Annotated in this window: 12 protein-coding genes; 10 read left to right on the top strand and 2 right to left on the bottom strand. The window is 51.8% G+C overall.

The genetic code is table 11. From position 1 onward, the window contains the following. The coding region (gene nirB / locus VFS25_RS21580) for a nitrite reductase large subunit NirB (RefSeq protein WP_326464256.1) at positions 1-2390 on the bottom strand (2390 nt) is incomplete at its 3' end. 195 nt (positions 2391-2585) lie between these two features. Between nirB and cobA the strand changes: the two genes are divergently transcribed. The 8 genes from cobA to VFS25_RS21540 all read left to right on the top strand — a co-directional run bounded on the left by cobA (position 2586) and on the right by VFS25_RS21540 (position 9365). Then, on the top strand, positions 2586-3386 hold the full coding sequence (cobA, locus tag VFS25_RS21575) for a uroporphyrinogen-III C-methyltransferase (protein WP_326464255.1): 801 nt from the start codon (positions 2586-2588) through the stop codon (positions 3384-3386). After that, on the top strand, positions 3361-4056 hold the full coding sequence (locus VFS25_RS21570) for a Crp/Fnr family transcriptional regulator (RefSeq protein WP_326464254.1): 696 nt from the start codon (positions 3361-3363) through the stop codon (positions 4054-4056). Before cobA ends, VFS25_RS21570 begins: the two co-directional genes overlap by 26 nt. Before the next feature lie 61 nt (positions 4057-4117). Beyond that, on the top strand, positions 4118-4471 hold the full coding sequence (locus VFS25_RS21565) for an S-adenosylmethionine decarboxylase (RefSeq protein ID WP_326464253.1): 354 nt from the start codon (positions 4118-4120) through the stop codon (positions 4469-4471). A gap of 22 nt (positions 4472-4493) precedes the next feature. Beyond that, on the top strand, positions 4494-5738 hold the full coding sequence (locus tag VFS25_RS21560; protein ID WP_326464252.1) for a DUF4178 domain-containing protein: 1245 nt from the start codon (positions 4494-4496) through the stop codon (positions 5736-5738). 30 nt (positions 5739-5768) lie between these two features. Beyond that, on the top strand, positions 5769-5990 hold the full coding sequence (locus tag VFS25_RS21555; protein ID WP_326464251.1) for a hypothetical protein: 222 nt from the start codon (positions 5769-5771) through the stop codon (positions 5988-5990). 28 nt (positions 5991-6018) lie between these two features. Beyond that, entirely contained in the window at positions 6019-6234 is a 216-nt protein-coding gene (locus VFS25_RS21550; RefSeq protein ID WP_326464250.1) for a DUF350 domain-containing protein, read from the top strand. 13 nt (positions 6235-6247) lie between these two features. Continuing rightward, the gene (locus VFS25_RS21545; protein ID WP_326464249.1) at positions 6248-7747 is read left to right on the top strand and encodes a polyamine aminopropyltransferase; all 1500 of its coding nucleotides are present in this window, start codon (positions 6248-6250) and stop codon (positions 7745-7747) included. Next, positions 7722-9365: an FAD-dependent oxidoreductase gene (locus tag VFS25_RS21540; protein WP_326464248.1), complete on the top strand. Its 1644-nt coding sequence runs from the start codon at positions 7722-7724 to the stop codon at positions 9363-9365. Before VFS25_RS21545 ends, VFS25_RS21540 begins: the two co-directional genes overlap by 26 nt. Here the strand turns inward: VFS25_RS21540 and VFS25_RS21535 are convergent. Next, positions 9355-9765: a DUF4126 family protein gene (locus tag VFS25_RS21535; protein WP_326464247.1), complete on the bottom strand. Its 411-nt coding sequence runs from the start codon at positions 9763-9765 to the stop codon at positions 9355-9357. The two genes, VFS25_RS21540 and VFS25_RS21535, sit on opposite strands and share 11 nt — an antisense overlap. 103 nt (positions 9766-9868) lie before the next feature. On the opposite strand from VFS25_RS21535, the gene VFS25_RS21530 reads away from it, so the two are divergent. Next, on the top strand, positions 9869-10915 hold the full coding sequence (locus VFS25_RS21530) for a chemotaxis protein CheB (RefSeq protein ID WP_326464246.1): 1047 nt from the start codon (positions 9869-9871) through the stop codon (positions 10913-10915). Positions 10916-11048: 133 nt separating this feature from the next. Then, the coding region (locus VFS25_RS21525; protein WP_326464245.1) for a chemotaxis protein CheB at positions 11049-12305 on the top strand (1257 nt) is incomplete at its 3' end.

The raw sequence follows: 12305 nt of genomic DNA, 5'->3' as shown, positions 1-12305 counted from the left end.
GGGTTTTCCACCACTTCCTTCCATTCACATTTGTAATTATCCACCAGCGTTTGCATTTCGCTTTCCAGCTGCGCGGCAATGCCCAGGCTGTCGTTCACCACTACATTGCGCAGGTATTCGATACCGCCTTCGAGCTTGTGCAACCAGGTGGCGGTACGTGTTAAGGGATCGGCGGTTTTGATGTAGAACATCAGGAAGCGGTCAATGTAACGAATACATGTAGCGCTGTCTACATCCCCGGCCAGCAGCAGGGCATGCTGCGGTTTGGAACCGCCGTTGCCGCATACATACAGGTTCCATCCTTTTTCGGTGGCAATAATGCCAAAGTCTTTGGACTGTGCTTCCGCGCATTCCCGTATGCAGCCGCTAACAGCCGATTTAATTTTATGCGGCGCGCGCAGCCCGCGGTAGCGCTGTTCTATCTGTATGGCAAAACTTACGCTGTCATGCAGGCCAAAGCGGCACCAGGTGCTGCCCACGCAGCTTTTTACCGTGCGCAGCGCTTTGCCGTAAGCGTGCCCGCTTTCAAAGCCGGCTGCCACCAGCTCTTCCCATATCAGGGGCAGGTCGCTTACGTGCGCGCCGAACATATCTATGCGTTGCCCGCCGGTTATTTTGGTGTAGAGGTTATATTTTTCTGCTACCTGTGCAATTACCATCAGCTGCCGCGGGGTTATTTCACCGCCGGGTACGCGGGGCACTACCGAATAGGTGCCGCCTTTTTGTATGTTAGCCAGGTAACGGTCGTTGGAGTCCTGGGCGGTATCATTGCCTTTGGACAGTATCATCTCGTTCCACAGGCTGGCCAGTATGCTGGCAACAGCGGGCTTGCAGGTTTCGCAGCCTTCGCCGTGACCGTAATGGTCAAGCACATCGTCAAACGTGCGCAGCGCTTTTATCTTCACCAGGTCAAACAGCTCCTGGCGGGAGTAGGCAAAGTGCTCGCAAATAACATTGCGGATGTACTTGCCCTGCTGTTTCATGGTGTGGGTGATGAGGTCTTTTACCATGGGAGCGCAGCCGCCGCAGCAGGTAGCAGCTTTGGTACATTTCTTTACGGCATCCAGTGTTTCATGGCCGGCTGTTACGGCGTTGCAGATGTCGGCTTTGCTTACATTTTCGCAGCTGCATATGGTCGCATCGTCCGGCAGTCCTGATACGCCGGCGCCGGCTGCTTCCTGTCCGCCCCGGGCGCCCAGCAGCACATCTTCGGGGTTGGGCGGCAGCACCACGTTATTTTTGGCGGTTTGCAGCAGCATATTATAGGCGTCAGCGTCACCTATTAATATGCCCCCCAGCAGGTATTGCCCGTCGGGGGTAATGTTAATGCGCTTGTAAACGCCTTTCATAGTGTCTTCAAACACAATAGTGCGGCATTTATCGGCAGGTGTAAAGGGATCGCCGAAGCTGGCAACATCCACACCTATCAGCTTCAGCTTGGTGCTCATGTCAAAACCGGTAAAGGCTTTGTGTGCGCCGAGTATGTGGGTGGCGGCTACTTCCGCCATTTCATAGCCGGGCGCTACCAGCCCGTAAATCATGCCATTATATAGGGCGCATTCCCCGATAGCGTATATATATGGATCGGTGGTTTGCAGCTGCTCATTTACAACAATACCGCCCCGGTGACCGGTTTCCAGGCCGCACAGGCGGGCCAGCTCGTCGCGGGGCTGTATGCCGGCAGATATAACCAGCATATCGGCGGCCAGTATGCTGTTGTCGGAAAACTGCAGGCCGGTAATGGTATCATCCCCTGTAATAGCGGTGGTTTGTTTGCTGGTATGTACCTGCAGGCCCAGGGTTTCCAGCTTGGCCTGCAGCAGGCGGGAGCCGCTGTCGTCAATTTGCCGGGGCATGAGCCGTGGGGCAAACTCAATTACATGGGTATGACGCAGGCCCAGGTCCAGCAGGGCCTTGGCAGCTTCCAGGCCCAGGAGCCCGCCGCCTATTACAGCGCCTGTAGCGGCTTTGGGAGCATAGGTTTGCATCAGCTCCAGGTCTTCAATGGTGCGGTATATGAACACGCCTTTTTTATCCACCCCGGGAATGGGAGGAACAAAGGCTGTGGAGCCGGTGGCCATTATAAGATAATCATAGGATTCCGTAATACCTTTATGGGAGTGAACGGTTTTATGTTCCCGGTCAATGGATTGCACGGGGTCGCCCAGGTGCAGGCGTATATTATGCTGCGTATACCAGCTGGCGGGAGCCAGCTCCAGGTCCTGCGCGGTTTTTCCTGAGAAAAAGTCGCTTAAGTGTACACGGTCGTAGGCTGGCCGGGGTTCTTCCCCGAAAACTACCAGCTCCAGGGCGCCAGGTGCTGCTTTGGCTATCATTTTTTCACAGAATTTGTAGCCCGTCATGCCGTTACCAATAATTACAATTTTCATTGCCCGGATTTAAGGATAAAAGATAAGAAGCCAGTATTTATATTATAAATAATTCTATATGATGATTAACTACGTAAGTAGTATAAATTGTTGCTTCTTTTTGTGATTTACATCATGAAATTAGATATTTATCTTCTATTTTTATAGTGATTTCAGGATATAAATTATATAAATATTTATTTAATATGTTTTTTCATGGCAAATCCGCTTTTATCCCTGGTAGGGGCAGGCCCCGGTGACCCGGAGCTGATTACTGTAAAAGCCATGCGCACCATTGGGCAGGCCAACGTTATTTTATATGATGCGCTGGCCAACAAAGCCTTGCTGGAATATGCCGCGCCGGGCGCCATTATCCGCTTTACCGGCAAGCGCTACGGCTGCCATGCCCTGAGCCAGCAGGAAATTAACCGGCTCATTGTGTCCGATGCACGGGCCTACGGCCATGTGGTAAGGTTAAAAGGGGGCGACCCCTTTATATTTGGCCGCGCAGCAGAGGAAATGGCCGCGGCCCGCAACGCCGGTATTGCCGTACAGGTAGTGCAGGGCATTTCCAGTGCGCTGGCCGTACCAGCCGGTCAAATGATACCGCTTACCTGCCGGGGCCTGGCAGAAAGCTTTTGGGTAACTACCGGCACCACCCGCAGCGGGGGTATTTCGGCCGATATTCAGCTGGCTGCCCGCTCCTCCGCCACCGTCGTTATATTAATGGCCATGAGCCGCCTGGAAGATATTATGGACATCTTTGCCGCCTGCGGTAAAAACAATACCCCCGCGGCCATTATACAGGAGGGCACCACGGAAAGGGAAAAAATGGTTACAGGCACTGTGCGTAACATTGCCCTGAAGGCCCGCTATGAAGGGCTTTCCAACCCCGCAGTCATTATTATAGGTGAAGTGGTGCGCCTGCATCCTTCCATGCTGCCTGCCACTATTCAGCATGTAACCGGAAACATGGAGCACAACACACCGCATGAAGAAGAACAAACAAGGCTGTGACCTTACCACCTGCATGCTGTGCAGGCTTTGCCTGAAAGAATGGCTGCCTGCCGTCCAAGCCCGGCGCCAGAATTTTTCACTGAAAAAAGGAGAAATGCTTTTTAAGGAAGGGGATAAGGTAACCGGTATTTACTTTGTTTATGCCGGTAAAGTAAAGGTGCATAAGCACTGGGGCAGCGATAAGGAGCTGATTGTGCGTTTTGCCTGTAAGGGAGATATAGTGGGCCACCGCGGGGTAGGGCATGAGCTGGTGTACCCGATCTCCGCCACCGCGCTGGAACCGGTAACCCTTTGTTATATAGATATGGCTTTTTTCCAGGCCAGCCTGCGGGTAAATCATACCTTCCTGTATGAGCTGATGTTGTTTTATGCCGGTGAGCTGCAGGAGTCTGAAAAACATATGCGCAACCTGGCGCATATGCCGGTGAAAGGGCGCGTAGCCAATGCCCTGCTGCTGCTGTACAGCAAGTTTGGTTTTAACAGCAATGGAGTGCTGAACATGAAAATCAGCCGGCAGGACCTGGCCGCCTATACCGGCGCCACCTACGAAACGGTATTCCGCACACTCAACGAGCTGGTGCAGGAACGTATTATTGCCATTACCAATAAAGAGATTGCCATTGTTAGCATAGAAAGGCTGCTGCGCCTGGCCCGGGAAGAGGAGAAATAGTAAGTTATGACAATTCCGGCGCTTTGGTTATTTTGGTGCCCGTTTATCATCCCTATAGCGTATGGAATATCAACCCGGACTGCACCTGTTGGCTACCTTATATACCCAAAGGCAGGACCTGTTAAATGAAAGCAGCAGCTGGCAGCAATTCATTGATGAACAGGTGAAGGAATATGATCTCAGGTCAGTAGGCCATTGTACCCACAACTTCCCGGAAGGCGGCTTTACTGCAGTACATTGTTTGACCGAATCCCATATATCCGTGCATACCTGGCCGGAGTATGGTTTGTGCACCTGCGATGTATTTCTTTCCAATTTCAGGAAAAATAATGATGTGATAACAGAAAGCATTATGCAAAACATAATAGCTTTTTTTGAAACCACCCGTCATGAATCACACATGCTGCGCAGGTAGCATTTAATAACATCATCCTGTAATGAGCCCGGTTCAACAAACATTTATTTGCCCTGCCTGCCATAAGCCGCATATACTTTATAACGGAGAGGATGTGCTGGTGTACGTGTGTGGTGAAACCAATGCGGTGCTCAGGAAAAGAGCAGCCGGTTTTGAAGAAACGCATCGCCTGCGTGCGCCAAAAACAACACAGCAAATACCTTTAGGCACATCCGGTACGCTCCGGGGAAAGGAATATACGGTTATTACGTTCGCAGAACGCACGGAGGTTGGTACCTCTTACTACTGGACAGAGTATACATTGCGCCGTGAAGAAGATAAGCAGCAGGTTTTTTTATCGGTTTATGACGGCCACTGGATGCTGGCCACGCCCCTGGAGAATAACGGCCTGGTAGATGCGGGCGAGCTGCCGCACCAGTATTCCGTGACGCGGAACGGCATCCGTTTTCCGCGCGCTCACAGGTACCGCGCCAAATACAGCCATGTCAGCGGCGAGTTTGATTGGGAGGCAGACATGCGGTATGGCATGCATTGCATTGAGTACAATCACCCGCCGGAAATGGTGATAGTGGAATATGAAGATCCAAAAGAGCCGGACCTGTTCCTTGGTACCTACATTAAACCGCGTGAGGTAAGCAAGGCCTTTTTGAACGGCGTGCGGTTACCGCGCCGTATTGGCATAGGCGTTATACAGCCTTTCCCGCTGCGCATAGCGCCCCGCCGCTTTCTGAACGGCGCCCTGGTGTTTTGTATAGTGGCGTTGCTGGTGCAATGGTGCTATAACCGTAACCGCCGGCAGCTGGTATTGTTTAGCGATACCGTTATTATTGATACGGCTACCATGAATAAGCCCCGTGTAACGCCCGCATTTAACCTGGAGGGCAGCACCTCAAATATAGAAGTGGAAATAAACAGTGATATAGCCAATAACTGGTGCGCGGCAGATGTGAGTATGGTAAATGAGCAAACCGGGGAAGAGTCGGATTTTTCCGTTGAAGCGGATTATTACAGCGGGGTAGAGGATGGTGAAAGGTGGTCGGAGGGCAGCCCCCGCCAAACGGAGTTCATTTGCCCTGTTAAGCCGGGCCGCTACCACTTTGTAGTAACGCCTGTAACAGATGCAATAGGACCGCCGGTACAGCTCACCTTAAGCGTTATATGGGATGTGCCCACCTATTGGAATGGAGGACTGGTTGCTATCATAATGCTGGCGTTAGCCGGTGTTATATACCTGGGCCGGGAATGGTTTGAAATGAAGCGTGGCTAGCGGTACGCTATGAATTTAAATAAACACAAAATGGAACCTGGAAAAACACACGCATCGTTTATAAAAAAGATGGCGCGGGAAATATGGGAGAAAGACAAGGCGGTTATTTTAATCAGCCTGTTTTTGCTGCTGGTGCTGGTACTAAGCAATCATTACGATTACCGGATCTGTAACTGCACCAGTACAGAGAAATGGCAGCCCGGCATAGATCACGGCGCCCGCAGCGGGGTACATCATTTTTATCACAAATAAATATTTATCACTACTTATACATTCGTTTATGGAAGCATTACAGCTTAAATACATACTGGCCTCTGTGCTGTATTCATTTCTTGGCGTAATCATACTGCTTGTTGCATTCTGGCTGGTAGACCGGTTTACGCCGGAGAATACCTGGAAGGAAATTGTGCAGCAGAAGAACATGCCCCTGGCTATTGTAACCGCTGCTTTTATCATAGCTATCGGTTTAATAATCAGTTCTGCCATTCACGGTTAAATTCTGCTGAGCGTTGGAAATTCTGCTGCTATTATCGGTGTTTGTAATTGCCACCTGCGGCCTTATTTATGAGCTGGTGGCCGGTACGCTGGCCAGTTACCTGCTGGGCGATTCGGTAACGCAATTCTCTACCATCATCGGTGCTTACCTTTTCTCAATGGGTATTGGCGCTTACCTTTCCCGTTTCTTCAGGAAACATTTATTAAGCTGGTTCATACAGCTCGAAATACTGGTAGGGCTGATTGGCGGTATCAGCTCGGCCCTGCTGTTCCTGCTGTTTGAGCAGGCGGCATCTTTCCGTATTATCCTGTACCTGCTGGTAGGCCTTACCGGCGTGCTGGTAGGGCTGGAGCTGCCCCTGCTGATGAATATCCTGAAAGGCCGCTATGTTTTCCGCGACCTCGTATCACGCGTTTTTACCTTTGATTACATTGGCGCCCTGCTGGCGTCTATTGTATTTCCATTGCTGCTGGTGCCCTACCTGGGGCTTATCCGCACATCGTGCTGCTTTGGCATGCTGAATGTGGTGGTGGCCATGCTGCTTTGTATAAAGTTCCGGCAGGAGATCAAATGGGCCAGGTACCTGCAGATAAAGTCAGTGGCCGTAATACTGCTGTTAACGGGCATTTTTGCCTGGGCTAATAAGATCATGTCTTTTTCCGAAGGGCTGGCCTACCGCGATCCTGTAATATTTTCCCATTCCTCCCCTTACCAGCGTATTGTGCTTACCCGCAGCAGAACCGACCTCCGGCTGTACCTGAACGGTAACCTGCAGTTCAGCTCCAGGGACGAATACCGTTATCATGAGGCATTGGTGCATCCCGTAATGAGGTATGCGCCCGGGCATGCGCACGTGCTTATACTGGGCGGGGGCGATGGTATGGCTGCACGCGAGATATTAAAGTACCGCGATGTGGAGCAGGTTACCCTGGTTGACCTTGATCCTGCTATGACCCGGCTTTTCAGGGAAAACGCGCTTCTGACAAAACTGAACAGTAATTCCCTGAACTCGCCTAAGCTGAAAGTGATAAATGCAGATGCCTTTCAATGGCTCCGGCAAAACCATACACGGTACGATATAGCAATAGTGGATTTCCCGGACCCCGGCAATTTTGCTGTAGGAAAGCTGTACACCACTGCTTTTTACCGGCAGCTTCGCCACTCGTTGTACAATAGCAGCGTAATGGTCATACAGGCTACATCGCCGCTGGTAGCGCCAAAGGCGTTCTGGTGCGTAGATGCTACGCTGTACGCAGCCGGCTATCATACTTTACCTTACCATACCTATGTGCCTTCTTTTGGGGAGTGGGGATATGTAATGGCATCGCCCGAAATGCTTGTGCCATGCCGGCCATGGCTGCCGGCAGGCCTGCGGTATTTTGCGCCGGCGGTGTTTCCGCAAATGTGTATGTTCACTGCGGATATGGATAAACGAAAAGTACAGGCCAATCATTTAAACAACCAGGTATTGGTGCAATATTTTGAAGATGAATGGGGAAAATACCAGGAGTAAGCAGCTTACCAGGAAAGATTTCCTGCGGTATATGGCTGTTATCGCAGGCGCCACGGTAACGGCGGCGCAATATACCGCGTGCCTGTATAAGAAAGATAAATATGCCCATATCGGAGGCAGCATATACGGCGCATCTGCAGCCCTTGGCCACCGGTTGCGTAACGGGGGTTTCGATACGCCGCAGGTAACGGAACATGCAGATGTAGTCATAGCAGGCAGCGGCATTGCCGGCCTTTCTGCAGCACGCGTACTGCAGCAGCACGGCGTAGGTAATTTTAAAATACTGGAGCTGGAGCCGCACACAGGCGGCAATGCCGCTTACGGGCAAAATGCTTACAGCGCTTATCCACTGGGCGCACATTACCTGCCGTTGCCTAACCTGGATAATCAACCGCTGCTGGCGCTGTTACAGGAAGCAGGCATACTTACCGGTTTTAATGAAGCCGGATTGCCGTTTTATAATGAAACAGACCTTTGCTTTGACCCAGAAGAACGGTTGTTTATTCATAACCGCTGGCAGGAGGGGCTGGTGCCGCAATTTGGTGTAAGTGAGCGCAGCCGGTCGGAGATACGCCGTTTCTTTGCCCTTGCGGAACAGCTGCGCTGGCAAAAAGGTAAAGACGGCCTTTATGCATTTGATATACCCGTTAACAATAGCTCCAAAGATCCGCAGTATTTACAGCTGGATAGCATCAGCATGCAGGAGTACCTGCGGCAGCAGGAATTTGTTTCAGAAGAGCTGCTCTGGTACCTGGACTATTGCTGCCGCGATGATTATGGCGCAGGCCTTTCAATCATCAGCGCATGGGCGGGGCTGCATTATTTTGCAAGCCGCAAAGGCAGGGCCGCCAATGCAGAAAGCTCGCAGGTGCTTACGTGGCCACAGGGCAATGGCCGCCTGGTGCAGCACCTGCAGCAATTTAGCAAGGGAAAGATCAATACGCATTGCCTGGTTTACAAGGTTACACCAAAAGGTAACCAGGTGCTGGTTGATTATTTTGAAGCAGCCACCAACCAAACCAAAAGAATAATTGCCAAACATTGTATACTGGCTACTCCGCAGTTTGTAACGCAACGCCTGCTGCCGGCCGGCAGCTATGATCATGATTTCACATATTCTCCCTGGCTGGTCGCAAACATTACGCTGGATTATTTACCTGAAGCGCATGGTCTTCCGCTGTGCTGGGATAATGTTATTTATAAAGGCCGCTCACTGGGATATGTAAATGCGCAGCAGCAGCGGCTTGCCCAAAAAGCGCCTGCGAAACAGGTCATTACTTATTACCTTCCGCTGGACCATTTGCCGCCCGCAGCTTCCCGCCAATATGCGCTGGGGCTTGCGCACCCGCACTGGGTAAAGCTCATTACAGACGACCTGGAGCAGGCGCATCCCGGTATTCATACGCTGATAAAAAACATAGATGTTTGGGTATGGGGGCATGGTATGATACGGCCGCACACCGGCTTTATTACCGGCCCGGCACGTATGGCGGCCCTGGAAAGCGGCTACCCGCATATTTTCTTTGCGCACTCGGACCTGAGCGGCATCTCTGTTTTTGAAGAGGCTTTTTACCATGGCAACCGGGCAGCCCAGGCCGTGCTGTCTGCTATTGCATAACCTTCCTGCCTATTACCACCATTAACCCATCCTCTACCAGTCCCACCAGCGCATCCGGCAAGCCAGTGCTTTTTACCAGCTGTTTACGGGCATAAAAGGTAAGATAAGTTATTGCGAGTGCGCCGGCTGCTCCCAGCAAACCGCCTAACCAAACATTTCTATGGCGGCGCCGGCTCAGCGCTGCGCCTGTAACAGCTCCCGAAACGCTTCTGCCTATGAGGCTGAATGTGGCCGTACGGTTACCAATACCGGGCATTTTATCTACACAAAGTTCCATTGCCGCCATAGCGGTTAGCAGAACATTATCGGGGTGGGCTATCGCCGGCGCCAGCATGGAGCGGGAGCCTGCAATGGCGCTGCCGGCGGCAATGCGTGCATATGTTTTCGCAGTGTTTTCCATGGTAAATGTTTTAACGATATAAAAGCAATAAAACCATACCGGTTATTTTGCCGCTTATACTACATGCTTAAATCAGGGAATGATAATTGAGCATACATGCTTAATGAATAAACGGAACATTATTGTTATAGGCGCATCTGCCGGTGGCTTTGAGGCCATTAAACAGCTGGTGGCCGGGTTGCCGAATGATTTGGATGCCGCGGTGCTCATTGTCTGGCATATGTCGCCGGATGTTAGGGGTGTTTTGCCGGAGGCCCTGAACCGGCTGAATAGCCTGCCCGCAGGGCATGCCGTGAACTATGAGCCGTTGAAAACCGGCCGTATTTATGTTGCCCGGCCGGATTATCACCTGGTAGTGGAAAAAGATGAGATAAGAGTAACGCATGGGCCCAAGGAGAACCGCTTTCGCCCGGCAATTGACCCCCTGTTCCGTTCGGCCGCCTTTGCCTATCATAACCGGGTTATTGGCGTAATACTGTCCGGCGCGCTGGATGATGGCTCGGCTGGTTTGTGGACGATTAAGCAGTGCGGGGGCCTGGCGGTAGTGCAGGACTCGCTGGATGCAGAAGTGCCGTCTATGCCCGAAAATGCCATGCGTGCCGTTGTGGTTGATCATGTTGTGCCGGCAGCCCAAATAGGCCCGTTGCTGGCACAGCTGTCGCAGCAGCAGGTAGCATCAAATGGTATAAAAATGGGGGAGGATAAAAGAACATTGATGGAAATCAATATAGCTATGGACCAGGATCCCTTAAAGAACAATATTATGCAGTTCGGGCAGCTTACACCTTATACCTGCCCCGAATGCCACGGCGTACTTACTGCCCTTAGTGAAGGGGGCCGCCTGCGTTTCCGCTGTCATACCGGCCATGCTTTTTCTGCCGACAGCCTGCTGGCCGGCATTTCCGAGAGCATTGAGGAAAGCTTGTGGAGCGCCATCCGCAGCGTGCAGGAAAGCGCCATGCTTCTGAACCATATGGGCGATCATTTTGCAGAAGTAAATCAGCCCCGGCTCGCCGCTATGTACTTTAAAAAAGCAAAGGAGGCAGAAAGGCGTGTGGATATTGTAAGGCAGGCGGTGCAGCAGCATGAGCAGCTGAGTGCCGGCAGCATACAGCAGCAGGCAAACAGCGCCGGTAATAACAATGGCTAACCATCAACATATATAATCCAACCCACAAATTTCTAACGCCCAAATCAGCTAACTATAATATATTGCGGGCCTGGGATATAGGTGCTCCTTACAGGCGGCATGCTTCCTATACAAAGCATATTGCAAATCGATTATGAAACCATCCAATACTGACTCTGATAACATGCTTGCCGGCAGGCCGGGAAAGAATGATTTTTTGATAGTAGGGCTGGGTGCATCTGCCGGCGGCATACAGGCGCTGAAAACCTTTTTTGAGCATGTACCGGCCGATACAGGTATGGCTTACGTGGTAATCTTACACCTGTCGCCCGATCATGACAGTAAGCTCGCAGAAGTGCTGCAGGTAGCTTCAAAAATACCGGTGCAGAAGGTAACTGGAAAGACAAGGGTAGCACCGGATCATGTGTATGTTGTGCCACCCAACCAGCATTTGCTGATGCAGGACGACCATATTGTGGTAACGCCCAACATGGAAGAGGAAGACCGGCGTGCGCCTGTAGACATTTTCTTCCGCACCCTGGCCCGCTCACACGGCCCGCGGGCCGTATGTGTGGTGCTATCCGGCACCGGTGCCAATGGCTCTATGGGTCTTAAACGCATTAAGGAAAGCGGCGGCGCCGCCTTTGTGCAAAATCCACGGGAAGCCGATTTCAATGAAATGCCGCGCAATGCCATTGCCACCGACCTGGTAGATGATGTGCTGCCGGTGTCGGAGATTCCCGACAAAATAATCGCTTATAAAGCCAGCCTTGATACGGTGCATATACCACTGGACGCAGATAAACGGCCCGAAACGCAGCAGCACGCGCTGCGCGAAATATTTTCGCAGCTGCGCACCCGCACCGGTCATGATTTTTCCAACTATAAACGACCCACGCTGCTGCGGCGTATTGAGCGGCGCATCAACATCCGCAACCTGCCGGATCTGCCTGCGTATGCGGCTTACATGCAAAGCAATCCTGAAGAAACCACGGCGCTGCTGAAGGACCTGCTGATATCGGTTACCAATTTCTTCCGCGACCGTAAAGCCTTTGAAGCGCTGGAAAACGACGTACTACCCAGGCTCATGGCCGATAAGCGCGCCGAAGACCAGCTGCGTATATGGGTGGCCGGTTGCGCTACGGGCGAAGAAGCTTATTCCCTGGCTATGCTGTGCGCCGAAAAAACACTGGGCGTTATAGATGCACCCAAGGTGCAGATATTTGCAACAGATATAGACGAAGGAGCTATTGCGCATGCGCGCGAAGGATTTTACAGCATCAGCGATACGGCCGATGTGGCGCCGGAGCGCCTGCGCCGGTTTTTTATGCGGGAGGGCGACGGCTACCGCGTAAGGCGCGAGATCAGGGAAATGATCCTGTTTGCCAGCCACAATTTCATCAAAGACCCG

Source organism: Chitinophaga sp. (assembly GCF_035761305.1).
Classification (GTDB): domain Bacteria; phylum Bacteroidota; class Bacteroidia; order Chitinophagales; family Chitinophagaceae; genus Chitinophaga.
This window is presented reverse-complemented; position numbering and strand designations above follow the sequence as displayed.

Coding starts and splice junctions, on each gene's coding strand:
- cobA (WP_326464255.1), top strand. CDS start 2,586: ATGGCAAATCCGCTTTTATCCCTGGTAGGGGCAGGCCCCGGTGACCCG.
- VFS25_RS21570 (WP_326464254.1), top strand. CDS start 3,361: ATGAAGAAGAACAAACAAGGCTGTGACCTTACCACCTGCATGCTGTGC.
- VFS25_RS21565 (WP_326464253.1), top strand. CDS start 4,118: ATGGAATATCAACCCGGACTGCACCTGTTGGCTACCTTATATACCCAA.
- VFS25_RS21560 (WP_326464252.1), top strand. CDS start 4,494: ATGAGCCCGGTTCAACAAACATTTATTTGCCCTGCCTGCCATAAGCCG.
- VFS25_RS21555 (WP_326464251.1), top strand. CDS start 5,769: ATGGAACCTGGAAAAACACACGCATCGTTTATAAAAAAGATGGCGCGG.
- VFS25_RS21550 (WP_326464250.1), top strand. CDS start 6,019: ATGGAAGCATTACAGCTTAAATACATACTGGCCTCTGTGCTGTATTCA.
- VFS25_RS21540 (WP_326464248.1), top strand. CDS start 7,722: ATGAATGGGGAAAATACCAGGAGTAAGCAGCTTACCAGGAAAGATTTC.
- VFS25_RS21535 (WP_326464247.1), bottom strand. CDS start 9,765: ATGGAAAACACTGCGAAAACATATGCACGCATTGCCGCCGGCAGCGCC.
- VFS25_RS21530 (WP_326464246.1), top strand. CDS start 9,869: ATGAATAAACGGAACATTATTGTTATAGGCGCATCTGCCGGTGGCTTT.